Genomic DNA, 26,037 nt, shown 5'->3' with positions numbered 1-26,037 from the left:
GATGTAGATACGGAATCACTGCTTTTGCAAGGATATTTGATAATGATTATCCTAACAGAAAAATAAGAAAAAATCAACTTTGTACCGGTAGGGAATCCGGGGAACAAAGTTGATTTTTTTAGTTATCTTTCTAATGTGCCATTGCAGTTTCTGCTTCTTGTGTGCGTTGTTTTAACGCTTCACGTGCAACAGCAAGCATGAGTTTTATGCGGTTTTCTTGGTTGACTCGTGTTGCACTGGGGTCGTAATCAATGGGTACGATATTAGCACGGTCATCAATCTCTTTAATACGGCGAATCATGCCCTTGCCGCAAATGTGGTTGGGCAGGCAGCCAAATGGCTGTGTGCAAACAATATTCTCAAAACCGCACTCTACCAGCTCCAGCATTTCCGCGGTTAAAAGCCAACCTTCTCCCATTTTGTTGCCATACCCAATTACGTCTTTAACGAGTGTCTTGGTGTGAGCATAGTTCATGGGTGCTTCAAAGCAAGGCTGGGTTTTCACGGCAGCAATCAAGATCTCCTGCATTTTTAACAGGTAATCCATCAAAGTCATTACCACACGATATTTTATCGGGTTACCACCGTATAGCTTAATGTCTTCCAAACGGTTATCCACTTTAAAGAGTGCAAAGTTTAATATGCCTGGAACATTCACTTCACAGTCCTGCTCGGCAAGAAACTGCTCTAATTGGTTGTTGCCAAGAGGAGAGTATTTTACAAAAATTTCGCCAACGATTCCTACGCGTACCTTTGGCACACGTTCAACGGGAATGGCAGCAAATTCCGCCGCAATCTTTTCCAGATTTGCCTTTTGCTGCTTTAGGGAATACCCCTCACTGCGGTTAAACTGGTCCGAGAGCCGTTCAATCCATGTTTGAACAAGAGCGGAGCTTTCGCCCTTCTTAATCTCGTAAGGTTTTACCTGATTATCGAGCAGCATTAATAGGTCACCATACACAAGGCCTGCGACAATGCGGCGCAGCATCGGCAGTGTTACCGAGAAGCCAGGATTATGTTCCAGACCGGAAAGGTTCAGCGAAACAACTGGCACGTTTTCCATACCGGCGCGGCGCAGAGCCTTGCGCAGCAGGTGAATGTAATTGGAGGCACGGCACCCGCCGCCTGTTTGTGTAATGATAAGAGCGGTACGGTCTAAATCGTACTTGCCGCTTTTCAGCGCGTCCATGAACTGACCAATCACTAGCAAAGCGGGATAGCAGGTATCGTTATGCACATACTTTAAACCCTCGTGCACAACGTTAGGGCCATCATTTTTTAATAATACCATATTATAACCGCAGTTGCGGAAGATGTTTACTACCAGCGAAAAATGGATTTCAGCCATTTGCGGGCAAAGAATGGTATATTCCTGCTTCATCTCTTTTGTAAACAGGATACGCCCCGTATTATCTCTTTTGAGTTCCGCCAAGATTGTTCACCTCACTGTTCCAATGCGGCAAACAGGCTGCGTAGCCGAATTTTCACCGCTCCCAAATTGGTTATCTCATCAATCTTAATCTGTGTGTAGATTTTTCCTTCTGCTTCCAGAATTTCTCGTACCTCATCAGTAGTAATGGCGTCAACGCCGCAACCGAATGAAACGAGTTGCACCAGGTTCATATCTGGCCGGGTGCCAATGTATTTTGCCGCCGCATATAAGCGAGAGTGATATGTCCATTGGTTGAGCACTCCGGTTCGGAATTTCTGAACGCGGTCACTGATGACGTCTTCCGAAATCACTGCGGCACCGAGGCTGGTAATTAGCTTATTGATACCATGGTTAATCTCTGGGTCAAGGTGGTAGGGGCGGCCGCTTAGTACAATAATGGGCTTGTGCTGACGCTCTGCCTCATCAATAATACGGTTGCCCTCTTTGTGTATTTTTGCAAAAAAGCTGTCGTATTCCTCGTAAGCGGCTTTGGCTGCTTTTTGAACCTCACGAAGGGATATGCCGGTAAAATACTGGCTTAAAATCTGATTCATCTTCACCGGGAAATCTTTCTTACGGTGAATTCCCACATAATCGTGAATAAAGGTTGTTTTCTTTAAATCCTCCACGTTAGCCGAGAGCACCTCCGGGTAGTACGCAACCACAGGGCAATTGTAGTGGTTGTCCCCCAGCCCTTCATCCATATTATATGACATGCAGGGGTAGAAAATGGTGTCGATTCCTTGCCGTAGCAGAGCCTCGATATGCCCGTGCATCAGCTTTGCGGGGAAGTACACGGTGTCTGACGGTATGGTGTGTTGGCCATCCAAATACAATGTGCGGGTTGAGAGGGGGGAGGGGATGACCTCGAAGCCGAGAGTCGTCCAAAATGCGTGCCAGAACGGCAGTAGCTCGTAAAAATTGAGCCCCAGAGGGATACCGATTTTTCCGCGTGAGCCGGGAACCGGCTGGTAGCTTTGCAGCAGCTCTAGCTTGTAGGTGTACATGTCGAGTGCCGGTTCCTTGTTTTGGCGGGTAACGGGCTTTTCACAGCGGTTACCGCCGATAAAGCGGCGATTCTCTCCAAAATTATTGATGGTAAGTCGGCAGTGGTTACTGCACAGGCCGCAGGTAGCGACCTTAACCTCATGCGTAAACTCTCTTAGCTCTTGAAGCGATAAGAGTGAGCTGGTTTCATTTGCATGCCCTTTTGCGTACAGTGCTGCACCAAACGCACCCATGAGTCCCGAAATATCAGGCCGAATTACATTTACACCAAGCTCTTTTTCGAACACGCGGAGCACGGCATCGTTTAAAAAGGTGCCGCCCTGTACCACAATGTTTTTGCCCAGCTCATCAGCCGAAGCCGCCCGGATGACCTTATAAATCGCATTTTTTACAACGCTTACGGAAAGTCCTGCGGAAATATCCTCCGTAGTGGCACCGTCTTTTTGTGCTTGTTTTACGGAAGAGTTCATAAATACTGTACAGCGAGAGCCCAAATCGACCGGGTGCTTTGCGAATAATCCCTTTTGGGCAAAATCTGCAATATCGTACCCGAGGGTGTTTGCAAAGGTCTGCAAAAAGGAACCGCAGCCGGAGGAGCAGGCTTCATTGAGGAAGATATTATCCACTGCTCCATTGCGAATTTTAAAGCACTTCATATCCTGTCCGCCAATATCGATTACAAAGTCTACATTGGGCATAAAGTATTTAGCGGCGGTAAAGTGTGCCATTGTTTCTACAATACCAAAATCCAGATTGAATGCGTTTTTCAGCAGTTCCTCGCCATAACCGGTTACGGCGGAGGAGCAGATTTTTAAATTAGGGTATTGTTCGTACAGGTTCATCAGATATTCCCGAATAATAGGTACCGGGTTGCCGGAGTTACTTTGGTAAATAGAGTCTAAAAGCTCACCATCTTCTCCCAGTATCACTGCTTTTACGGTAGTAGAACCGGAGTCAATGCCGAGGTAAGCCTTTCCATTATATAGTGCAATGTCTCCGCGCTTTGCACGGCAGCTTTGGTGGCGCTCTTGGAACTCGCGGTACTCCTGTTCGTCACGGAACAGGGAGGGGATGGACAAAAAATCGCTTTTGCCGCTGTATGCGTCTATGTTTGTTAGTGCGGTGTTTAAATCGACTTCGTCCTCACTGCTGAATGCAGCACCCATTGCAACGTAATACAACGAATTTTCCGGACAAACCCCGGTTACCTTTAGCGCTGTGTCAAAGCTTTGCCGCAGCTCCGAAAGGAAGGTAAGAGGGCCGCCAAGATATATCACCTTGCCGCGAATCGGGCGGCCTTGTGCAAGTCCCGCAATGGTCTGATTCGCCACCGCAGCAAAAATACTTGCAGAAATATCACTTTTGCGCGCACCTTGATTCAGCAGCGGCTGAACATCAGACTTTGCAAATACACCGCAGCGTGATGCTATGGTGTAAATTTTTTCATGCTGCGCCGCCAGTTCGTTCATTTCTTCCAAAGAAATGTGGAGAAGGGTTGCCATTTGGTCAATAAAAGCTCCGGTTCCGCCGGCACAAGAACCATTCATGCGAACCTCGGTTCCGCCAGTTAAAAACAGAATTTTAGCATCTTCGCCGCCCAGCTCAATAATCACGTCTGCATCCGGTATAAGCTTGCCCATCGCAACGCGGGTAGCATATACCTCCTGAATAAAAGGCAAATTGCAGGTTTGTGCAATTCCCATTCCAGCAGAACCGGATACCGATAAATAAGCGGGCGCCCCTTTTAATACCTCTGCCTGAATTTTGCGCAGAAGCTCCGCCATTTTTTCTGTTATTTGTGAAAAATGCCGCTCATAAGATTGGTATACAATTTGATTGTCATCGTTCAGCACGACGCATTTAATGGTCGTGGAACCTACGTCAAGACCGATTCTCATCCTATCGTTTCCTCCGCAATATTTGGCTGTTTTGCATTTGTGTTTTTAGCCGTCTGATTGTACGACTAAACGCTATATGTGGAACGTGATTTATTTAGTTAGGTTGCTTAACTACTTTTTTCTTTTCCTATTGTAATGCAGATTTCTGTTTTTGGCAAGCGAAACGCTTTGCCTTACCATAAATTGAGTGATTTACACAATCTAACAGCTATATATTGTGTCAGTTTCTTCTAATTTACACTTGATTTAGTGAAGCGCTTTGGCACTTAACATGCTTTTTAATTTAAAAAACACAAGCAGTAGTGTATATTACCTTACCGTTTTTTACTCTTAATGTCAATTTTTGGACTATATTTGGGCATGCACAAGCAAATAAAAATAAATTTTGTGGTGTTGACAAATGAAATGTTGCGTCATATAATAGGTGCAATAATAAAACCAATGATTAAGAGTAGTAGCTGGGCAAGATTTTTTTTCAGAGAGCCGCAGATGGTGGGATTGCGGTAAGAGATCGCTTAGTGAATGGACTTATGAGGGCGGGGCGAACGGGAATTATTCCTAAGTAGTCTGCGACGGGGGCTCTACCCGTTACCAGCGGAGCACATATCGATTGGGTATGTGAAACAAGAGGGCGCGCAAGCGTCAATTTGGGTGGTACCGCAGGAGTGAATGCTCTTGTCCCTGAGTAATCAGGGGCAAGGGCTTTTTTTATTGCCGAATAGGAGGTGTGGCGTAATGCCGGATGGCTGGTGGAAAAACGAACCCGACCAAAATGAAAAAAGAAATAAAACATTGCAAAGAGAAAGGTTTGGTATTTCAATGAAAAAGTTCATTCATAAAATTGTAGCAGTTTCCCTGGCAGCGGTTATGGCCGCAGGTTTCGTCGGATGCTCAAATGGTAACTCCGCTTCTTCTGGAGCAAATGCAAAAGCTATGAAAATCGGCGTGATTCAATACGCAACGCACCCCTCGCTCGATAATTGCTATAAGGGCTTTGTACAGGGCCTCAAGGATGCCGGGTTTGAAGAAGGCAAAAACCTGACCATCGATTTTCAAAATGCGCAGGCAGATGCCTCAAACAGTGACCTGATTGCGAAGAACATGGTTTCTTCCAAATACGATATGCTGGTTGGTATTGCAACCCCAGCGGCAATGTCTGCTTACAGTGCCGCAAAAAGCACGGAGATTCCAGTGGTGTTTACCGCAATTTCGGACCCCGTTTCTGCTGGTTTGGTAAAGAGCCTTGAGAAGCCCGGCAACAACATTACCGGCAGCTCCGATGTTCTTCCCTTGGAGGAGCAGGTGAAAATGATTCGTTCCTTCCTGCCCGAGGCAAAGAAAATTGGTGTGCTTTACACCACCAGCGAGCCGAACTCGGTCAGCCAGCTCAACACACTGAAAGAGGTAGCGAAGAAATACAATTTAGAAGTGGTAGAGTCTGGCATTGTGAATGCGTCAGAGGTTGCGTCTGCCGCCGCTTCCCTTGTAAGCAAGGGTGTAGACTGCATCAACAACTTTACCGACAATAATGTGGTAAATAACCTGCAGGTTGTATTGCAGGCTGCAAATAAGGGCAATATTCCGGTGTTCGGTTCTGAAATTGAGCAGGTAAAGAATGGCTGCCTGGCGTCTCAGGGCATCGATTATGTTGCGCTCGGCAATCAAACCGGTAAAATGGCTGCCTCCATATTAAAGGGCGAAAAGAAAGCCTCTGAAACACCGGTATATGTAGTAAAGGATTTTGCACCGGTATATAATGCAGATGTTTTAAATATCTTTGGTATGACTCTGCCGAAGGATTACCAGAATGCACAGGCTGTAAAAGAAAATTCGGCTTCTTCTAGCAAATAATAGCGTAAGCGCGGCTGGGATGCTGCATGAAAATATGATTTGTACGGAAAGCAGGTAACGGCGAATGGATGTTTTTGTTGGTCTGATCTTCAATGTGTTGGAGGAAGGCCTGATTTACGGAATTATGGCAATGGGCGTGTATATTACGTACCGAATTCTGGGGTTCCCAGACCTTTCGGTTGACGGTACATTTCCAATGGGGGCCTGTGTAACAGGGGCTTTGATTGCTGGCGGTGTGAACCCCTGGGTAGCGTGCCTAGCCGCATTTATAGCTGGTGCAGCAGCCGGCTGTGTTACCGGGCTTTTACATGTAAAGCTGCATATTACCGACCTGCTTTCTGGTATTTTGGTAATGACGGGTCTGTGGAGTGTAAACCTTGTGATTACAAGGGGCTCTGCGGTACTTCCCTTTTACAATAAGCCTACGGTGTTTACGTCGGGGCCGATTGCAAGCCTTTTGCCTCAAAGCTTACAGAATTACCGGGTAGCGCTTATTGCACTGCTGGTGGTTGTTTTGGTGAAGGTGCTGTTGGATACGTACCTCAATACAAAATCGGGTTTGCTTCTGCGTGCTTCTGGCAATAACCCGCAGTATGTGATTTCGCTTGGTAAAGACCCCGGTCGCATGAAAATTGCCGGGCTTGCCATTGGCAATGGCTGTACTGCTTTGTCAGGCTCCATTTTGGCACAGCAGACAGAAACCGCAAATATTTACGGCGGCACCGGTATGGTGGTTATGGCACTTGCCTCCGTAATTATTGGTACCAGCCTGCTTGGTAAAATCAAATTCATTCGCCCCACTGCCATGGTGGTGATTGGTGCCATACTTTATAAAACCTGCTTGGTAGCTGCAATGCAGCTTGGCTTGCCCACTAATTACCTCAAGCTGCTCATGGCAGCACTGTTTACGTTTGCTCTGGTAGGGAACCGGGCATTTTCGGGAAGGAGGAAGCATCCACATGTCGTTAACCCAACACAAATCTGACAGCATGGTCAGTCTGCGGAACATCTGCAAGGTGTTTTCTCCGGACTCGGTAAGTGAAGTGGTTCTATTTTCCGATTTTAATCTGGATATTCTGCCCGGGCAGTTTGTTTCGGTAGTAGGCAGCAATGGTTCCGGTAAAACGACAATGCTCAACCTCATTTGCGGCAGCATCCTGCCGGACAGCGGCAGCATATTGCTCAAAGGGGAAGACATTAGTAACCAAAAGGAATTTCAACGTTCCAAATCCATTGGAAGAGTGTTTCAGGACCCCTCAAAGGGAACCTGCCCAGAGCTCTCTATTTTAGAAAATATGGCTCTTGCCGACAATAAGGGCGCATTTTATGGCCTTTCCCGTGGAGTGAGCCGTCGCCGCACCGATGAATACCGCACCTTGCTTCAGCGGCTAGACTTAGGGCTGGAAGATAAGCTTGGCGTACAGGTGGGGAGTCTTTCCGGCGGGCAGCGGCAAGCGCTGGCTCTTTTGATTTCTACCATGACACCGATTGATTTGCTCATTTTAGATGAACACACAGCGGCACTCGACCCTCGTTCTTCTGAAAATGTAATGCGGTTGACACAGGAGCTAGTAGAAGAAAAAAAGCTGACGACCCTGATGGTAACGCATAATTTAAAATATTCGATTCAGTATGGCAATCGCCTGCTGATGATGCACCAAGGGCAGGCCGTAATAGATGCCGCAGACGAGAAGAAGGAAGCAATGTCTACGGATGATATTCTCAATCAATTTAATCAGATTAGCTTGGAAGTTGGCAACTGATTTGATGAATGAAGAAAAGGAAGCAGCGCATTTGCGCTGCTTCCTTTTCTTTATTCGCTTGACTTTTTGGCTGAAGTAGTAAATACTATTTAATTACTGAAAACCTTTATAAGAGTTTTTTTTGCTCCACCTCCTCTTTGAGAAGATGAAGCTTTAAGTAATCCACTACGGCATAGCGCCCTACAATACTCAGGGAAAGTAGATCAGTTAAAAAACGGCCTGTTGAAAAATCCCCTGTGATCTGCTGGTTCAGAACATCCACACCTTGCTTACAGTCGGTTCGCCCCAACAGGTAATCTGTAGAAACTTGGTAAAAATCGGCTAGTGCAATAATGGAGCGAGTTGAAAGCTGTGATTCACCTTTTTCACATCGAGAATAGTGCTGTTGTGTTGTTCCTAAGACGGCTGCTATGTCTGATTGTCTTAAATCTTTATCTTCGCGTAAATCACGTATGATTTGATTTATTGCTTTCATTTCAACCCTTCCTTCAACATATAATGATACGAAAACGATATTATCACACGGTCTATTTACGTATTGACTTGCACAAATATTATATGTATAATTTAAATAAAAACACGTATTAAGTGTATTGTTGGTTTGCGGAAAATTATATATTCCCTTCTTCTCTTCCCTTAAAAGCGTCGAAATTCCGCAACTGCCTGGCTGCTGTTGAGGAGAAATGCGGTCTGAGTAGCTAACAATTATTTTGTTGCTCTTGAGTCGGAAGCAGGTTGCTAAAATGAAAACTTAGCGAGCCGATTCAGTAGAAAGGGAAAAAATGGTATTAGAATCATTATCAGAGGTAAAGAATCTGCTTTGTGTTTTAAGAGCCTTTTCGTCTTCCATTTACCTTGTAGACTCCAATTGCGGATTAATACTATATGATAATTTATGGGGCGAGAATACGGAAAATCTTTTTTCCACCAGATTAGAAGAAAATTTTGATTACCAACTCATTTTTGGCCCGGGTGCTGCATTGAGCTTTACCGCAGACGAATCCTCCATTTGCAGTGTTACCCGAATACCACTTGCTGTGGGTGATAGAGAATGCACGCTGGTTTCGGTTCGGCGAACCGTGCGGCCGTATGACAGAAGCGGTTACGAAAATGTGAATCCTGATACGCTTTATACCGATTTTTTAACACACTTATATAATCGGCGTTATATTGATCTTCGTTTGCCTATTGATTTAAATTATTGTATGGAGCAAAAACAGCCGCTTAGCATTTTGTTTATGGATATTGACTATTTTAAAAAGATTAACGACCACAATGGCCATGTGGCTGGCGACTGTGTTTTACAGGGCATTGCAGTTTTGCTTAAAAAGCTGGTTTCAACGCAAAATGGTTGGGTTGCCCGTTATGGTGGAGATGAGTTTTTAGTTTGTTTACCCGGTTGGGAGAGAGACTCCGCCCTGCAAATTGCCTGTCGAATTCGCGATTCCATTCGTGGCCATGTTTTTCGTACTTCTTATGGTGAGATTGATATTACGTGTAGTATTGGAGTAGAAACCATTACCTTACATAAATCACAAATCGATGTGGCAGAATTGATACATTTGGCAGATAAAAAGCTGTATCAGGCGAAAAATGCTGGCAGAGACCAAGTTGTATGAAGAAACCTATGTTTAAGTATGCTACATTTTAACTTGTTTATTAAAATATTGCTATATTAGAATAAACCATTCATATTCTCACATGAGATATGAATGGTTCTTTTTGTTTTATCTTTTTTTACTTATTCATTTAGAATACAAAGGAATGGTGTTCAAAATGAATACTTACAGGGAAAAAATCCATAATAGCTTTTGGGTGATTAATATTGAAAATCGGAATTCCAAAAGCATTTTTATATTATCGGTATGGTTCTTTGTGGGAAACGTTCTTTCTAGAGTTAGGGTGCGAGGTTGTTGTAAGCAGTAATACCAGCAGAAGCATATTAGAGAATGGAACACGCCGTTCAGAAACAGAAAACTGCCTGCCAATGAAGCTGTTTTTAGGTCACGTGGAGTCTTTACTTCCAAAGTGCGATTACATTATGGTGCCACGTTTTGAAGGAACACGGGGCAGTGAAGAGTTTTGTGTTCGCTTTTTAGGGCTGTATGACATTGTTCGCCATACATTTCCCCATGCCGAGCTGATCACTTATAATCTAAAGGGCAGCAGACCGGGGGCGGAATTTTTAGGGTTTTGTAGTATGGGGCGCCAGCTTGGCAAAAGCCCAGACCAGTGCTTTCGCGCATATCAGCGGGCAAAGCAGCATCAGCTTCAGCAAGACTTGGCCTGTATGGAACAGCAGGAGCATGTGTGTGATGGCGGTGGCCTCAAGATTTTAATTGCCGGGCAGCCCTATATCAGCCATGATTCGTACATTGGTGAGCCCATCTGTCGTATGATTCAGGAGCAAAACGGTACCGTTTTATTCTCTGATTATTGTAATCGGCGCACTTGCAGCCAAAAATCCAAAGCGATTTCAAAGCAGCTTTACTGGACAATGAATAAAGAGATGATTGGCGCAATTGAGCTGTACAAGCACCGTGTGGATGGCGTTATTTTGCTTACGGCCTTTCCCTGTGGAACGGATTCTTTGGTAAATGAACTGGTGATACGCCGCGTTCACGAGATTCCGGTAATTCAGCTTCTTATGGATGAGCATCAGTCCGATGCAGGGCTTCAAACCCGCATTGAAAGCTTTTTGGATATATTAGGGGAGAGGAAAAAAGCAAATGAAAAAAGAATTCGTGTTTAGCTTCCCCCATATGGGGGATTACCATGTGGTAATTCGCACCATGCTCCAAGAGCTGTTCCCGGGGCGATTGGTGATTTCTGCCCCGCCTACTACACAACGCACACTTGAGCTGGGCAGTAAATACAGCCCAGATTTTGTTTGCTCCCCATTTAAATTTAATATGGGAAATTATATTGAAGCCTTAGAAAAGGGCGCCAATGTGCTGCTACAAACGGGGCTTGGCTGCCGCTACGGGTATTATGGTGAGGTACAGGAGCAAATCCTGCATGATTTGGGGTATGACTTTGAATTTCTTTGCTTCTCTCGTGCCCTTATTCGACCGGAGGCAATCTATCGGGTGCTCCGAAAATTGGAGTGCCCGCTTTCCTTGCGTGAAATCGTAAGCGTAATGATGCGTACTGCCGAAAGCCTGCGTATTATGGATGCTTTGGATTACTATATTCGTGAAAATGTTGGGTTTGAAGTCGTTCCGGGCTCCTTTGAAAAGCTTCAAAGAGAGCTACTTCAAGAGTTAAGCGAACCAAAAACTATGCTGCAGCTAGAGCGAATAAAGCAGAAGTATGCGCATGCCGCTGAAAAAATCCCCGTAAAAAAAATAGGTATGCCACTTCGTGTAGGAGTTATTGGGGAGCTATATACCCTAATGGAGCCGTTTAGTAACTTCTATATTGAAAAGCAGCTTGCTCACCGAAATATTAGCGTGAGCAGACGTATGAGTGTATCTTTTTTATTGTTCGGAAAGAAAGATCGTATCTCTTTGCGCGAAAGCGGAGGGTATTTAAAATATACGGTAGGGGCAAATGGAGTAGACAGTGTGTGCCAGGCGAAGCAATACGCAGAGTTGGGGTACGATGGGCTTATTCACATGAAATCGTTCGGCTGTATTCCAGAGCTTAATGCAACGCCTGCTTTAACCAGTGTTGAGCAGGATTATGGCATTCCGATACTCCACCTTAGCTTTGATGCCAACACAAGTGAAGTAGGCGTAGAAACAAGGCTGGAGGCCTTTGCCGATATGATTGAAATGAGGAGGAAAAAAGCGTATGGAACTGCCCGTGTCTCTGGGGGTTGACATTGGATCAATCTCAACGAAGGGGGTTCTTTTGGGGGAAGACGGTCAAGTGCTCTCAGAAGAGTACCTGTGGACGGAGGGAGACCCCGTAGGCGCTGTAAAGCGCCTTGTAAGCATCTTATTTGAAAAGGCACCTTGCCCAGTAAGTGTGCGTTCCGTGGGAACAACAGGCTCTGCCAGGCGCTTAATTGGCAGTATGCTGGGTGCCGATGTCGTTAAAAATGAAATTACGGCTCATGCGGTAGGTACGCTTTCACGCCACCCGGGTGTACGTACCATTCTGGAAATCGGCGGGCAGGATTCCAAAATCATCTTAATTCGCGGTGGGGTGGTGTCCGATTATGCAATGAATACGCTTTGTGCGGCAGGAACCGGCGCCTTTTTATCTTCTCAGGCAAAGCGCCTGGGGCTGGAGGTGGAAAAGCTGGGAGACATTGCCCTGCGTTCTCAATCACCATCAAAAATAGCAGCAAGGTGTACCGTGTTTGCGGAGTCCGATATGATACACAAGGCGCAAACCGGCCATAGCAAGGAAGATATTGTTGCAGGGCTTTGCCGCGCAATTGTATTGAATTATTTAAACAATGTAGGTAAGGGTAAGCACATTGAAGAACCAATTGTGTTTCAGGGCGGGGTAAGCAAAAACAAAGGGGTCGTAAAAGCCTTTGAGGAGGAACTGCATGCCGGAGTAACGGTAGATACCGATTCTCACTTGATGGGCGCAATCGGCGCCGCAATTTTGTCTCGCTCAGCCGAGCGGGAACATCCTTTTGATCCTGTTCTTTTGGAGATGACCTTCACTACACGCGCTGGTGAGTGCTCCTGTTGCCCTAATCACTGTGAAATTGTACGTTTTTACCGGGGCGATGAACTGCTGGATGCCTGGGGAAACCGCTGCGAGAGAGGTCTTAAGGCGGTAAAGGAGAGGACAGAGGGTATTCGGGTTTAAAAAGCTTACTTTATCCATTGTGCTTTTAAACTGAATTACAGAGAGCTACGAAAATTCTTGAAAATGTGTTATAATAACGTCACGCTACAAGCAAAAGCAAGCTTTTGCTAGCTGGGAGAGCATGGAATCATTGGCTTAGTATATAAGAAACGGAGTACATGTTTTTTAAAGCTCGTTTCACTCTATACGATTTTGACAACCTAACTCAATGAGTAAAACCAAAGCGAAACTTAACACATATTTGGAATATCAACAATGGAGGCCCTCTGACATGGAAAAGGAAAAGAGCGTTAAGGCTTACGAAAAAGTATTGGATTATTTACAGCAAAAGCTAAAAGATGGAAGCCTTTCGCTTGGGGAGCCACTTCCACCGGAGCGGAAGCTGGCGGAAGAGTTGGGCGTAGGGCGTAATTCTGTGCGAGAAGCAATGCGCCTGCTGGAGCACATGGGTTTTATACGAAGTGAACACGGAGCAGGTAACTTTATTTGCTGCGACATTAGCCAAAGCCTGAAAGACACCTTTGGGCTTTTATCTTTATTACAGAGAATCAGCTACCGGCAATTGGCAGAGCTGCGCAGGGGGCTCGAGTTGGAGGCCGCTATGCTGGCGGTAGACCGTATTTCAGAGGAGCAATTAGAAAGACTCAAAGAGATTGTAAAGGAACTCCATGCCCGTGATGGCGTGGAGGCCGACCTTTTGGATAAGGAGCTGCACGAGCTGATTGCAATTGCTTCGGGCAATGAATTAATCATACAAATTTTGCGTGCGCTCTCTGACTCTATCGACCGTTTTATACACGACCTGCGTTGCAACATACTGTTGCATGATGATACAGGCCACAAGCTGCAATATGCGCACGAACAAATCGTAAATGCCCTATGCCGCAGAAACAAAGTGCATTTATCACTCGCGGTACAAGACCATTTTGAGCTCATTGATGAATATATGCTTGAGCAGGGCTTTATGGCAGACTTTAAACAGGTTCAGCAAGAACTGGAACAAGAATGACCATACGTAAATGAAAAGAATAATAGATTTGGAATTGGAAATAAGAAAGCAGGGCAGATGTGAATCTGCCCTGCTTTCTTATTTTAGCAACGGAAAAAGAGTAAATAAACCGTTTGCACTGCTGGTGTAGGAAAGACGCGAATAAAGAACAAAGCACTTTTGCATTTGCTCTAACAGTGTGGAGAGAACAGGCAAACGGGGAGGGGGAACAAAATAGATTAAGCCTCTGCTTTTGTCTTGCGGATTTCTTCTATCATTGCAGGAATTACTTTACCTACATCGCCAACAATCCCAACGTTTGCAACGTCGAAGATAGCGGCATCCTCGTCTTTATTGATTGCAACAACAAAGCCGGAGGATGACATACCAGAGACATGCTGTGTTGCGCCGGAAATACCACAGGCAATATACAGCTTCGGCGCAACAATTTTACCAGACTGCCCAACCTGGTGTGCTCTGGAGACCCAGCCCTCTTCAATAGCGGGGCGAGTTGCACCAACTACACCGCCCAAAAGGGCTGCAAGCTCTTCTACGAGCTTAAAGTTTTCGGCATTGCCCATGCCGCGACCACCAGATACAATCACTTCAGCGTCCTCTAGGTTAACGCTTTCGGTCAATTCCTTTACTGCCTCACGAATCTGCGTGCGAATGGAATCCGGAGCAACAGCAACATCCTTCTTTACAATTTCAGCAAGGCTTGCACTTGCTTCCGGCTTAGAGAATGCGCCGGTACGAACGGTGGCAAACTGTATGGCTGAGTTATCTATTACCTCTTCTGCCAGTACGGTTCCGCCAAAGCAGGGTGTTACCCAGTGGAGTTTGCCGTCTTGTGCCGTAATAGCGGTTACGTCGGCAACACATCCGCTTTCAAAACGTGCGGCAAGGCGGGGAGAGATGCTTTTTCCCTGCAAGGTGTTACCCATCAGGAACACGGCGGGGTTCTCTTCCTTTATAAGCTGTTCCAGCACACCGGTGTACTCATCTACCGAGAAAGCGGTGTATGCAGGAGCATCCACGACAATCACTTGGTCTGTGCCAAGCGCGGCAACACGCTGAGCGGCTTCTGAAAGCTCACTGCCAACCAGAACAGCAGTTACCTTTTGTCCGGCAGCATCCGCAATGGTTCTGGCAAGTGAAAGCAGTTCTAAGCCTACATTCACGGGTTTACCGCCGTTTGTTTCTACATATGCAAGTATGGATTGATTCAGATTTAATTCCATGTTTCAGTACTCCCTTACAGCGCTTTTGCTTCGACCATCATCGCTACGGCCCGGCAGGCGGATTCCTCGCAGGTCTCTTCTTTAATTTTAACTCCGGCCACCTTTTGGGCAGGCTCGGTATACCGTACCGTACGGGTAAGGGCGGCTTTTTCGCCAACCCTTTCCGCTTGCTCACCCAAATCTGCCAAGGAGATTGGGTCTATGGGCATTTTCTTCGCGGCAAGCTTGCTTTTTATGGTAGGGTAACGGGGAGCGTAGGCGGGGGTATTTACGGTAACCACACACGGGGCTTTGGCATCAATCAGATTGTAGCCAAAATCAGTCTCCTGCTTTGCGGTAACGGTATCACTCTCATAAGAAATATCAATTAGATTGGTGATAAGGGGTAAATGGAGAACCTCGGCAAGCTGTACACCAGTTTGTCCAGTTGCTTTGTCGGTTGCTTCCAGTCCGCAGAAAATCAGGTCAAAGGGTTTGCCCGCTTTTTCTTCCAGCTTTGTTTTAGCAGCTGCGAGAATGCGTGCTTTGCCTAGGCTGTCGGAGCCTTCAAAGGCGGGGTCGGTAAGCAGAAAAGCGTGTTGAGCACCTACGGCGAGGCAATTTTTCAAAGCATCGCGTGCACTTTCGCCGCCAACACTAATCACGGTGATTTCACCGCCAACGGCTTCTTTCAAGCGGGTTGCCATTTCGAGTGCGTAGGTGTCAAATGCGTTGACGATTTGAGGCACACCGTCAAGGTTTGGGGTTCCATCTGCCTTTAGGCGGATTTCTGCCGTATCATCCGGCACTTGCTTGATACATACGAGTATTTCCATGTGTTTGTTCTCCTTGCAGAATAGTAAAGCGGTTGAATCCGTCTCCACGAAAAGCGGAGACGGATTTCCTGTTTTAAACGGTTTAGAAGCTAAAATGTAAAGTGGGATTTTATCCCAATAGGGGTGGCGGGGTAAATCACCCCAAACTGGTTTTATCCTCTAAGTTTTATGGTTCACCCAAAGTGGGGCTCTAATTAAAAGCGACCAATGGTATTGTTGGCAACAACAATGCGCTGTATTTCATTGGTTCCCTCAAAGATTTGGAAAATCTTTGCATCGCGTAGAAGCTTCTCAACCGGGTACTCACGGCTAAAGCCATAGCCACCGAATACCTGAATCGCTTCGGAGGCAACCTCCATTGCAATGTCAGACGCATAGCATTTTGCAATGGCAGATTCTTTGCTGTAAGGCAGGCCAAGGTCCATCAGGGTGAGAGCATGTGCCACCATCTGGCGGGCAGTTTCAATCTTAATGGCCATGTCGGCAATTTTAAACTGCAATGCCTGGTTTTTCAGAACTGGCTTGCCGAACTGAATTCTCTCTTTGCCATACGCGATTGCTTCGTCCATGCCGCGCTGCGCAATACCGGTTGCAATACAACCCATCCAAGCGCGTGCTTGATCCAAGGTTTTCATCGCGATGGAGAAGCCTTGACCCTCAGCGCCAATTAGGTTAGAAGCGGGAATGCGGCAATCTTCCAAAACAACGTCGCAGGTGTTGGAGGTGCGAATACCCATTTTGTCCTCTTCATGTCCGGTGGAAAGACCGGGCGTATCTTTCTCAATAAAGAACATAGAGATTCCCTTGGTACAGGCAGACTTATCTGTCATAGCGGTTACACAGTAGAAGGAAGAAACGGCACCGTTGGTGATAAAGCACTTACGGCCGTTTAGAATGTAGCTGTCGCCATCTCTTACAGCGGTGGTTTTACCAGCGGAAGCATCGGAGCCTGCACCGGGTTCGGTAAGGCAGAATGCAGCGAAGCCGCCGTCTACAATCAAATCGCAAGCGTGCTGCTTTTGCTCCTCAGTTCCTCCAATTAAAACGGGCTTCATGCCAAGGCCGCTGGCGGAGATAGTGGTGGCAAAGCCAGAATCTGCAATTGCCATTTGCTCAATCAAAGCAGCGATGGAGACACGATCAAGACCCATTCCGCCGTACTCCTCGGGAACCTCGAGCATGTGCAGCTGCATTTCAATTGCTTTATCATAAATCTCTTTCGGCCATTCACCGGTTTTGTCAAATTCTTTACATTGTTCCTTTACTTCTTTTTCACAGAATTCCTTTACTGCACCTAGCAGCTCTTGGCCTTCTTCTGAAATGATGTATGCCATCGCTTTTTCCTCCGCTCATTTTATAGGTTGTTTTATTATTGGGTGGTCGTTCTTTTGAATTCGTTCAGGAGAACGACCACAGTAAAATGCTTTATTTGCTTACAGCTTGAGGCAAACTTTACCGGGGTTGAGAATTTCTTTGGGGTCAAATACCGTTTTAATTTCTTTCATCAGGCGCATGTTAACGGGGCCTGCCATTTCAGAAAGATAAGCCTGTTTGCCGTGGCCAATGCCGTGCTCGCCGGAGATAAGGCCGCCAAACTCCGTTGCTTTGGCATATGCTTTCTTCATAAAGTCGTGAACCTGAGCTTTAAACTCATCGAGCTCCATGTCGTTGGAGCAGGTGTAAATATGCAGGTTACCATCTCCAGCATGACCAAAGCTTTTCACTTCAAAGCCATAATCGGCTTCAATGGATTTAATGTAGTTGAGGTATTTAGCAATTTTGCTGGTAGGTACAACAACGTCGCATTCGTCAAGTAACTTCGTCTGTGCTTCAATCGCCTCAAGGAACGAACTGCGGGCAGCCCAAGCATCTTTTTTGAGAGCAGGTGTATCTGCAACCAGAACATCCAGAGCACCGGCTTCCAAAACAACCTCAGATGCTTTCTCAATGATTTCATCTAGCTGGTCTGCGTTCTCACCATCAAAGGTAATCAGCAGGTAAGCGTTCACTTGGCTGCCTTCAAACTCCTGCGGGAATACGCTCTTGCCAAGGTATGCTTCCGAAGAAATAACTATTTCTCGCTCCATGAATTCCAGTGCCTGCGGCTGCAAGTGAGCCAGCATAATTTGAGGTACTGCTGCAATGCACTCATCCAAATTTTCGAACAGAACAATCAGGCTGACAACCTCTTTCGGCTGAGGGATTAGTTTGAGTGTTAGTTCGGTGATGATACCGAGTGTTCCCTCAGAGCCAATCATCAGGTGCAGCAGGCTGTAGCCGCTGCTGCTCTTCGATACGCTCGCGCCGAGGTTTACAATTTCACCGGTAGGCAGAACCACGGTCATTGCACGAACATAATCGCGGGTTGTGCCATATTTCACAGCGCGCATACCACCGGCATTGGTGGCTACGTTACCGCCAATTGTTGCAAATTTTTCGCCCGGATCCGGGGGATACAGAAGACCTTGCTTCATTGCATCTTCCGCTAGATCGTTCAGTAGAACACCGGACTGAACGCGAACATTTAGGTTTTCTTTGTCATAGCCTAAAATTTGATTCATTTTAGTGGTGGAGAGAATCACTCCTCCGCAAAGAGCAACAGCGCCGCCGGCTAAACCGGTACCTGCACCACGAGGGGTGACAGCGATGCTGTTTTCGTGGCAGAGCTTCATAACAGCCGCTACTTCTTCGGTAGAGGTAGCTTCAATAACGACCTCTGGGGATGCTTTACCATAGATGGGCATTTCGTCGTGTGTGAAATCGTCGTTGATGTCTGCATTGACGGACACACGATTGGGTGCAATTTTCCGGAACTGTTCAATTAATTCCGGTGTAACCTTATTGTACTGGCTCATACTGCATGTTCCTTTCCTAAATACAAGTAATGAAAATTTTTCAAGATAAAGGCGGCTGCTTTAAAAGCATACGGTCGAATTCAATGGATACCCAAAGGGGAGTTTGGGGCATAGAATCAATTTGAAAAGCAGACGCCAAGGTATGATTAAATGAAAGCGAGTAGGCCGTAGCCAAAGTAAGAGATAAGACCGTACACCACGATATAAAGCAGGTAATACTTTAAGGTGATGCGAAGAATATTGCTTTCCTCTCCGCTGGTACCTGTAGAGGCCACTGCAATGGTGATGCTTTGGGGAGAGATGATTTTACCGGCTGTTGCACCCATAGTATTAGCGGCAACCAGCCAAATCTCCTGCATACCGATTGCGCGGGCTGTTTCAGCTTGTAGTGAGCTAAAGAGTACACTGGAGGATGTAGCACTGCCAGTAACAAAGGTTCCAATGGAGCCAATTAAGGGAGCTACAAGTGGGTAAGCAGCACCGGTGGTAACTACGAGGAAAGCTGCGATGTCACGAGTCATACCGCTGTAGCCCATGATTTTTGCAGCTGCAAGGATGGTAACCAGGGTAATCATCGTTTTAATCATTTGCTTAAGGGTTTGAAGCAATACCTGGCCCATGACAGATAGACTTGCTTTTTGCAGTAATCCTCCTAAGAATGCGGCGACAAAAATTAATACGCCGGGAGTGGTAAGCCACGAGAAGGTATAGGGGGAAGCACCCGCGCCCGAGTAAATGACTACACTGGTTTTTACGGAGGCAAGTACATTGTAAACAGAAGGAACGAGCTTTGAAACGGTAAGAAGGAATACAAAAATTAAAAGGAAGGGCGACCACGATATCAAAGCTTCGCGCAAGCTGGGGAGAGGTTGCTTTTGTAAATCTTCTTTGGTTTCAGGGGATAGCTGGTACTCCTCGGGAGTATTTTTGCAAAAGACTTTTGCTGCGCCAATGGTTAGCAACATGCTGGCTACTGAGCCGGTTACCGCAGGCAGCTCTGCACCAATAAATCGGGCAGCAAAAAACTGAACAGTCGCAAACCCAAGGCCAGCAATTAAGGCAATATGCCAGCTGCTTTTGAGGCTTTTGAGTCCCCCGCCGGTAATGACAACCAGCAGTAAGGGAGTAAGTACTACCATTAAAAATAACTGCATTGAAACTACAATCGCTGTTGCCTGTGTATCAAGGCCGGTAACCGAAGCGGCTGTAACAGTAGGGATACCAATGGAGCCGAATGCGGTAGGCGTGGCGTTCGCCACAAGACAGATAACAGCTGCGAAAATAGGGTTAAAACCAAGACCGCACAAAATGCTAGCGGGAATCGCAACGGCGGTTCCAAAACCAGCCATGCCCTCCATAAATCCGCCAAAGCCCCAAGCAATGATAAGAACCAGTACTCGCTTGTCGTTTGAAACGGAAGTCAGCATTTTTTGAATACGTGCCATAGCCCCGGTCTTAACAGTGAGGTTGTATGTAAAAATAGCGGCTATAATTACAAGAGAGATGGGCCAAAGCGCCATAGTTGCGCCTTCCAGCCCGCCGGTAAATACCTCAACCCCGGGGGTTTTCCAATACAAGAGTGCTAGCAGGATAGTGATGACGAGCGCTACTGGACAGGCTTTGTAGGCAGGCATTTTTATGTAACATAGAGACACTACAAGCCATAAAATCGGCAGAAGCGCAAGAATAAATTGCAAAAACACAATTGCTCCTCCTTATTGGCGTTCTTGATAATTGATACTACCAAAATACGCATGGAATGACAAGACACTCCCCTTGCCAAGTCACTTTTACTTATTATCCTCTGGAAAAAGTGCTTTGTCAATATCAAAAATTGTGCATTTCGATTATAATTGAATAATAATAACCATCATACAAAAATTATGAAACAATATTGGCTCTACCAATATGCCGGAAAATCAAAATCTTTTGAGGAATATGATAAATAAAGAAAAGACCTTCAAAAAACGACAAGTGATTTCAGGCAAACTATATGAATTTCGACAAATTAGGACTTGTAGAGAAGAATTAACAAACTGAAAGAATATGTATTGGTAAATACAGCCATATACAAAAGAAAAAAGCCTGCTAATGAATAGCAGGCTTTGGGACTTTATTTTAATAGGGAAAAGCAAATGGTTTTGGTTGAAATAATACAAATTTGCATGGAAAACCATAAAAAGAGAGGTGCTTTAAAAAAGCAGGAATGGTTAAGAATATGGAAAAAGAGGTGTTAGAAATGATTATACCAAACAGAAAACAATAGAACAGTACTAAATTTTCAAAAATAAAAAACGGACAGTTTATCACTGCCCGCCGCAAATTTATATGTTGTTTTGTTAATCAGGTGTTTTTCATAATAACGCTTTCCACTACATTCGCAACATCTTCGCATGTATCGCAGCAGCGCTCAAAGTGGTTGAAAATCTCTGTCCAAGTAAAGATTTCAATCGGATCCGTCGGGTTCTCGTACAAGGCATGAATTGCCTGTGTATAAAGCTTGTCGCCTTCTTCTTCCATACGGTTAATATCAATAATAATCTGGTGGATGGAGCTCGATTTGTTAAAGTTGTGGAACTCCTCCATCATTGCTTTCATCGCCTTGCAGCAAGAAACGATAATGGCGCCAAACTCCAATGCCTCCGGGCGAATGGTTTTGGTGTGGAACATGTAAAGGCGGAGCACAACGTCTTCAATACCGTCGGTTACGTCATCAATGGTTTGCGCCAGCTCTATAATATCTTCACGCTCAATGGGAGTAATAAATTCCTTTACCAAACGGCTCATCATCACATGCTTCGATAAATCCGCGGCATGCTCAATGGCGTGCATGTCCCGAATGCAGGCATCCATTTTCTCGGGGTGGTAATTCTTTAATGTATCCAGCAAAAGGTCGGCTGCCTGTGTGCAGTAATCGATGCCCTCAGACAATACACTGTAATAATATTGATCGTTTTTTCTTGCCATAGTTTCGATTCTCCTGTTTCGTCAAGGTGTCGGCATTTGCCGGATTTAAAAAATCGTCATAAACAGTTTCGCCATCAAGTAACCAATAATACCGCAGCCGGGGAAGGTGAGAATCCAAGTGTAAACCATCTCTTTTACAATGCCCCAGTTTACAGACGATACACGTTTTGCAGCGCCAACACCCATAATAGAAGTTGTTTTGGTGTGGGTGGTGGAAACCGGGATGCTGGTTAAAGAGGAAATGAGAAGGCAGCCTGCTGCGGCAAGGTCTGCCGTAAAGCCTTGGTGTTTTTCGAGCTTGACCATATCCATTCCCACGGCTTTAATAATACGGTAGCCGCCAATGGAGGTGCCAAGACCCATAATAATAGAACAGAAGAGCATGAGCCAAATCGGAATTTGAAAGTTCCCTACATTTGATTCACCTTTTGCAAGGAACATACCCAGCATAAAAACACCCATGAATTTCTGGCCGTCCTGTGCGCCGTGCATAAATGCCATTGCAGCACCGCCGCCAACTTGTGCTTTTTGAAAAAACGAGGTGGTACGCCGGCGGTCCATATTGCGGCAAATTCTATGCGTAAGCTTCGCGGTGCCCCAACCCATTACAAAACCTAGAATGGTAGAAAGAACAAGGCCATAAACAACCTTAATCCATTCGGAGCCGTTAATACCGGAGAAACCACCGTGCAAAGCAATTGCCGCTCCGGAAAGACCGGCAATTAGCGCATGGCTTTCACTTGTGGGAATGCCAAACCACCAAGCTGCGGTGGCCCAAATCACAATCGCAAGCAGTGCCGCACATAAGGCAACCAAAGCTTCGTGGGGGTTTCCGCTAAAGTCAACCATATTATAGATGGTTGCGGCAACACTCGCATTAATTGAGGTCATTACAAAAACGCCTAGAAAGTTGAACACCGCTGCCATTAAAATAGCGGGTCTTGGTGCCATTGCGCGGGTAGATACGCAGGTGGCAATCGCGTTTGGGGCATCCGTCCAGCCGTTAACAAGAATTACTCCCGTAGTGAGCAGAGCAGTAATTCCCAGCATGGGGTAAGCCGAAATCCACGATACAAATTCTGCTAATGATACAGTCATTTACACTCCCCTTACATGAAAACATAATCATTTCTTTACATATTCTTAATTTATTCTTTTTCATTATATCACATCTCACCAGATACGAAAGACCTTTTATTTGGAAAAATAAAATTCTAAAACTATATCAATGAACGAGTGGTTTTCTGCGAAAAAAGACGCTATTGTACACAATAATTATTATCTCAAATAGAAAATGCAGGAATCGAAAAACTAAAAAATGTATACATTCACAATAGAAAAAGCACATTTAAATAAGAATTATATAGTTAATATGTTTTTACATTAAGATTATTTTGGCAACACTTTCTTGTAGTTTTATCTTTTAGAGCTGCAATAGAAGAATTTAATCTTATATTAATATAAATACATTAGTTAATATAATTATAGTATAATATTATAATTATTTATAAAATAATAGAAATATAAATAAGACTTTACTGCAATAAAAACAAATAAAGCTCGAATTTGCATACGAAAAATATCAGTACGCAAATCGGAGCTTTATTTTGCATGTTTACGTTTCGGGGCAAAGCATTTTTTTAATTTGAGAAATGGAGTACCCATTTTGCTTCATTTGTTTAATATACTCAATTCGCATAATGGCTGCTGTTCTCTTGTAGCGGCGGGTAAGGTTTTCTTCTTCCTGCTCAAAAGGCAGCATCCCTTCCTCTGTGTAGTATTTGAGCGTGCTGTATCTTGCGCCGGTAAGCCGAACCAGCTCGCCGATGGTTACATATTCAGCAGCTTCGATTACTTCTAGTCGCCTTTGTCTAGACATAAGTCGCTTCCCTCCATTACCCAAGGGATGCGATAACTGCAATCATTGTATCAACATAGTCGACTATTTTTTTAATTACAGAGTTGGCTTCCGCTTCTTTCATTTCTTCTATACGTTTTTTTAGAGTTTCAGATTCAAATTTTGAAAAGAAATTCTTCAATAGGCTGCTTTTGTGGAGGAGTAGACCGAGGATAAGGGTTTCATCATCAACCGGGCCACCTTCCAGAAACTCTGCTCGTATTTTTTCAACAACCTTCTCCACCGCTTGTTGATTGGGTATATAAAGCGGTTTGTTGCGAAATACGCCTCCCGTTTCCGGCTGAACGACTTGTTGGTCAACCAAAGGAACAGAAAGAGACTTTAAATACTCATTTAGAAGAGTGCTGGTAGAAAACAGGTATTTTGCGGCAACATCTTCTATTTTAAGTGGCTTCTTGCTTTGTAAGGAGGCATATAATGGCTTTAAATACGACTGATTGTCTGGCAGCTCTTTATGAATGATGAGCTTATTTTTTTCAATCGAAATGATGTCGGAATATAGTAGCTCTAAAAGACCACCAGCAACCAAACAGGAGGCCACCTCGGTATACCGTAGGGTGGGGAGTGTTCCCTTGGGGGTAAGAGCACATAACAGGTATTCTTGCGTAAAAGACAATTTTCTCATAAGAGAAGCACCTCATATCTACTTATTACATATTACTTACTACTTACGATTTAATTTTACTATGACTCAATAGGAATGTCAATAGGACACCATGCAAAAAGAAGAAAAGTTTGCAGGTAGAAATCAAAAGATTAGAAACAAGTTTTGACAGAAACAGCCGTTTTGAGCGGCTATAATAATTTTGCAGCGCAAAAAGAGGGGGGATGGTATGAAACAAATAATCTATGTAGATGTTTTAGTCGCCGTCAACCTTTTTGTGAATTACTTTTTACTTTTAACTGTTGCAAAGTTCTTTCATATTTCAGCTTCCCGGCTGCGAATGGTATTGGGTGCCGCCGTTGGAGCTTTTGGTTCACTCATTATTCTGCTTCCGCCCATACCAGTTTTGATTTCTTTTCTCATTAAGCTGGTACTTTCGGCTCTTATTGTAATTACGGCGTTTGGGGCATCCTCCTGGCTCTTTTTTTTCAGAACCGTTGGTGGGTTCTTTCTTACTAGCTTTGGCTTTGCGGGTGCAATGCTTGCACTTTGGTATTTGGCAGCACCGAGTGGAATGATTCTAAAAAACTCGGTTCTTTATTTTAATATTTCTCCGTTGATGTTGTTGGCATTAACGGTTGTATGCTATGCAGGAGTCACTTTGCTCAATCGCTTAACCGGCCAAAGGCAGCCCACCGCACTTTTTTGTTATGTTACCATTTATGTAAAGGGCAAAAGTGTACGCCTTACGACGAAAATAGATACAGGTAATAGTCTGAAGGAGCCGTTTTCCGGGTATCCGGTTATGGTGGCAGAATACCACTGTATTGAAGAATTGGTTCCCAATGCGGTGCGATCATACCTTATGGTAACGGCAGGAGAAAAGCGAGAAGAGGTGCAGCCGGGGCTTCGTTTGGTACCGTTTCGTTCCGTGGGAGGAGAGGGCGTTCTTCCGGCTTTTCGGCCGGATTGTATTGAGATTCAGACTGCAAAAGAAAGGATTACAGTCAGAGAGGTATACTTGGCTGTTTCCGCCCAGAAACTGGGCACAACAGGGTTTAGCGCATTGCTGAATCCGGAGTTGATGACACAAGGCAAGAGGATTGCCAGAAAGGAGATATCGTTGTGAAAAAGGGAATGGAAAAACGGATTTCCGGTATCAGGGGGTGGCTATTGCGCCTGATTTGGCGTTTTTGGCCCACAGCGGAGCTGCACTACATAAATGGCCCTGAAACGCTTCCCCCACCCCTAACGCCGGAACAGGAATCCATTGTTATGGATAATGTTCGGAATGGCAGAGAAAATGCACGAGAACCCCTAATAACACACAATCTTCGCTTGGTGGTTTACATAGCGAAGAAGTTTGAATCCAGTGCTGCCGGTGTGGAGGACCTTATCTCGATTGGAACAATCGGTCTTATTAAAGCGGTAAATACCTTTTGCCCCGAAAGGAATATAAAACTAGCGACCTATGCGTCGCGCTGTATTGAGAATGAAATATTAATGTTCCTACGAAAAAGCTCTCAACTGAAAAATGAGGTATCCATAGATGACCCGCTGAATGTAGACTGGGACGGCAATGAGCTGTTACTGTCTGACGTTTTGGGCAGTGAGCAGGATACCGTGAATAAAGGAATTGAAAAGGAGGTGGAAAAGGACTTACTGTTGGATGCGGTGGGTCATCTTTCTTCCCGAGAGCAGCAAATTATGCAGCTGCGGTTTGGCCTGAATAATTGCCGAGAGCACACACAAAAGGAGGTAGCAGATACCCTTGGGATTTCGCAATCCTATATTTCTCGCCTTGAAAAGCGAATTATTGAACGACTGAAAAAAGATTTGGAACGAGTGGGGTGATGCCTTCACGATTCATACAGTACATGAAAAAAGCTCTTCGCACGCTGCGAAGAGCTTTTTATATTATCAG

At 45.1% G+C, this 26,037-nt stretch carries 22 protein-coding genes and 1 other annotated feature; of the genes, 10 read left to right on the top strand and 12 right to left on the bottom strand.

All coding sequences use genetic code 11. The features are described from left to right. Window positions 1–130: 130 nt before the first annotated feature. Together CAN90_RS02150 and CAN90_RS02145 are read right to left on the bottom strand one after the other, a co-directional pair. Entirely contained in the window at window positions 131–1,432 is a 1,302-nt protein-coding gene (locus CAN90_RS02150) for a 2-hydroxyacyl-CoA dehydratase (protein ID WP_085832197.1), read from the bottom strand. Between the two features lie 11 nt (window positions 1,433–1,443). Then, complete coding sequence (locus tag CAN90_RS02145; protein WP_085832196.1) at window positions 1,444–4,338, bottom strand: acyl-CoA dehydratase activase; 2,895 nt, start codon at window positions 4,336–4,338, stop codon at window positions 1,444–1,446. Window positions 4,339–4,770: 432 nt separating this feature from the next. After that, window positions 4,771–5,024, top strand: a binding site (T-box leader). A gap of 49 nt (window positions 5,025–5,073) precedes the next feature. Here CAN90_RS02145 and CAN90_RS02140 point away from each other — a divergent pair. The 3 genes from CAN90_RS02140 to CAN90_RS02130 all read left to right on the top strand — a co-directional run bounded on the left by CAN90_RS02140 (window position 5,074) and on the right by CAN90_RS02130 (window position 7,952). Beyond that, window positions 5,074–6,189 carry an ABC transporter substrate-binding protein gene (locus tag CAN90_RS02140; RefSeq protein ID WP_085832195.1) on the top strand — a complete coding sequence of 372 codons (1,116 nt, stop codon included), beginning with the start codon at window positions 5,074–5,076 and terminating at the stop codon, window positions 6,187–6,189. Window positions 6,190–6,253: 64 nt separating this feature from the next. Continuing rightward, window positions 6,254–7,174, top strand: a complete 921-nt coding sequence (locus CAN90_RS02135; protein WP_085832194.1) for an ABC transporter permease — start codon at window positions 6,254–6,256, stop codon at window positions 7,172–7,174. Then, window positions 7,149–7,952, top strand: a complete 804-nt coding sequence (locus CAN90_RS02130) for an ABC transporter ATP-binding protein (RefSeq protein WP_242953550.1) — start codon at window positions 7,149–7,151, stop codon at window positions 7,950–7,952. Before CAN90_RS02135 ends, CAN90_RS02130 begins: the two co-directional genes overlap by 26 nt. Window positions 7,953–8,058: 106 nt before the next feature. On the opposite strand, the gene CAN90_RS02125 is transcribed toward CAN90_RS02130, so the two are convergent. Then, window positions 8,059–8,427, bottom strand: coding sequence for a helix-turn-helix domain-containing protein (locus CAN90_RS02125; RefSeq protein WP_085832193.1), 369 nt, complete (start codon window positions 8,425–8,427; stop codon window positions 8,059–8,061). A 307-nt stretch (window positions 8,428–8,734) separates the two neighbouring features. Here CAN90_RS02125 and CAN90_RS02120 point away from each other — a divergent pair, with 307 nt between their 5' ends. The 5 genes from CAN90_RS02120 to CAN90_RS02100 all read left to right on the top strand — a co-directional run bounded on the left by CAN90_RS02120 (window position 8,735) and on the right by CAN90_RS02100 (window position 13,734). Then, window positions 8,735–9,571 (top strand): GGDEF domain-containing protein, encoded by an 837-nt coding sequence (locus CAN90_RS02120; RefSeq protein WP_085832192.1) that lies wholly within the window; start codon window positions 8,735–8,737, stop codon window positions 9,569–9,571. A 206-nt stretch (window positions 9,572–9,777) separates the two neighbouring features. After that, window positions 9,778–10,704: an acyl-CoA dehydratase activase-related protein gene (locus CAN90_RS02115; protein ID WP_085832191.1), complete on the top strand. Its 927-nt coding sequence runs from the start codon at window positions 9,778–9,780 to the stop codon at window positions 10,702–10,704. Beyond that, complete coding sequence (locus CAN90_RS02110; protein ID WP_085832190.1) at window positions 10,682–11,776, top strand: hypothetical protein; 1,095 nt, start codon at window positions 10,682–10,684, stop codon at window positions 11,774–11,776. Before CAN90_RS02115 ends, CAN90_RS02110 begins: the two co-directional genes overlap by 23 nt. After that, a complete protein-coding gene (locus CAN90_RS02105; RefSeq protein WP_085832189.1) occupies window positions 11,748–12,725 on the top strand; it encodes an acyl-CoA dehydratase activase in 978 nt (325 codons plus the stop codon). Before CAN90_RS02110 ends, CAN90_RS02105 begins: the two co-directional genes overlap by 29 nt. Window positions 12,726–12,996: 271 nt before the next feature. After that, window positions 12,997–13,734 carry a FadR/GntR family transcriptional regulator gene (locus CAN90_RS02100; protein WP_242953549.1) on the top strand — a complete coding sequence of 246 codons (738 nt, stop codon included), beginning with the start codon at window positions 12,997–12,999 and terminating at the stop codon, window positions 13,732–13,734. A gap of 218 nt (window positions 13,735–13,952) precedes the next feature. Here the strand turns inward: CAN90_RS02100 and CAN90_RS02095 are convergent, their stop codons facing one another. The 9 genes from CAN90_RS02095 to CAN90_RS02055 all read right to left on the bottom strand — a co-directional run bounded on the left by CAN90_RS02095 (window position 13,953) and on the right by CAN90_RS02055 (window position 24,134). After that, on the bottom strand, window positions 13,953–14,954 hold the full coding sequence (locus CAN90_RS02095) for an electron transfer flavoprotein subunit alpha/FixB family protein (RefSeq protein WP_085832187.1): 1,002 nt from the start codon (window positions 14,952–14,954) through the stop codon (window positions 13,953–13,955). 14 nt (window positions 14,955–14,968) lie between these two features. Beyond that, on the bottom strand, window positions 14,969–15,769 hold the full coding sequence (locus tag CAN90_RS02090) for an electron transfer flavoprotein subunit beta/FixA family protein (protein WP_085832186.1): 801 nt from the start codon (window positions 15,767–15,769) through the stop codon (window positions 14,969–14,971). A gap of 194 nt (window positions 15,770–15,963) precedes the next feature. After that, window positions 15,964–17,103: an acyl-CoA dehydrogenase family protein gene (locus CAN90_RS02085; protein WP_085832185.1), complete on the bottom strand. Its 1,140-nt coding sequence runs from the start codon at window positions 17,101–17,103 to the stop codon at window positions 15,964–15,966. Between the two features lie 99 nt (window positions 17,104–17,202). Next, window positions 17,203–18,624: an FAD-binding oxidoreductase gene (locus CAN90_RS02080; RefSeq protein WP_085832184.1), complete on the bottom strand. Its 1,422-nt coding sequence runs from the start codon at window positions 18,622–18,624 to the stop codon at window positions 17,203–17,205. A 146-nt stretch (window positions 18,625–18,770) separates the two neighbouring features. Then, window positions 18,771–20,327 carry an L-lactate permease gene (locus tag CAN90_RS02075; RefSeq protein WP_085832183.1) on the bottom strand — a complete coding sequence of 519 codons (1,557 nt, stop codon included), beginning with the start codon at window positions 20,325–20,327 and terminating at the stop codon, window positions 18,771–18,773. A 640-nt stretch (window positions 20,328–20,967) separates the two neighbouring features. Beyond that, entirely contained in the window at window positions 20,968–21,591 is a 624-nt protein-coding gene (locus tag CAN90_RS02070) for a DUF47 domain-containing protein (RefSeq protein ID WP_085832182.1), read from the bottom strand. Window positions 21,592–21,636: 45 nt separating this feature from the next. Then, window positions 21,637–22,689 carry an inorganic phosphate transporter gene (locus CAN90_RS02065; protein WP_085832181.1) on the bottom strand — a complete coding sequence of 351 codons (1,053 nt, stop codon included), beginning with the start codon at window positions 22,687–22,689 and terminating at the stop codon, window positions 21,637–21,639. Window positions 22,690–23,206: 517 nt separating this feature from the next. Then, the gene (locus CAN90_RS02060; protein WP_085832180.1) at window positions 23,207–23,470 is read right to left on the bottom strand and encodes a helix-turn-helix domain-containing protein; all 264 of its coding nucleotides are present in this window, start codon (window positions 23,468–23,470) and stop codon (window positions 23,207–23,209) included. 16 nt (window positions 23,471–23,486) lie between these two features. Next, complete coding sequence (locus CAN90_RS02055) at window positions 23,487–24,134, bottom strand: GPP34 family phosphoprotein (protein ID WP_085832179.1); 648 nt, start codon at window positions 24,132–24,134, stop codon at window positions 23,487–23,489. A gap of 208 nt (window positions 24,135–24,342) precedes the next feature. Here CAN90_RS02055 and CAN90_RS02050 point away from each other — a divergent pair, with 208 nt between their 5' ends. After that, window positions 24,343–25,242, top strand: a complete 900-nt coding sequence (locus CAN90_RS02050; RefSeq protein WP_085832178.1) for a sigma-E processing peptidase SpoIIGA — start codon at window positions 24,343–24,345, stop codon at window positions 25,240–25,242. Continuing rightward, window positions 25,239–25,967 (top strand): RNA polymerase sporulation sigma factor SigE, encoded by a 729-nt coding sequence (sigE, locus tag CAN90_RS02045; RefSeq protein WP_143750785.1) that lies wholly within the window; start codon window positions 25,239–25,241, stop codon window positions 25,965–25,967. Before CAN90_RS02050 ends, sigE begins: the two co-directional genes overlap by 4 nt. Window positions 25,968–26,037 lie beyond the last annotated feature (70 nt).

The sequence above is a fragment of the Clostridium merdae genome (assembly GCF_900176635.1).
GTDB classification, from domain to species: domain Bacteria; phylum Bacillota; class Clostridia; order Oscillospirales; family Acutalibacteraceae; genus Faecalispora; species Faecalispora merdae.
The sequence above is the reverse complement of the archived record's forward strand: the minus strand, read 5'-3'. Positions and strand labels throughout refer to the sequence as shown.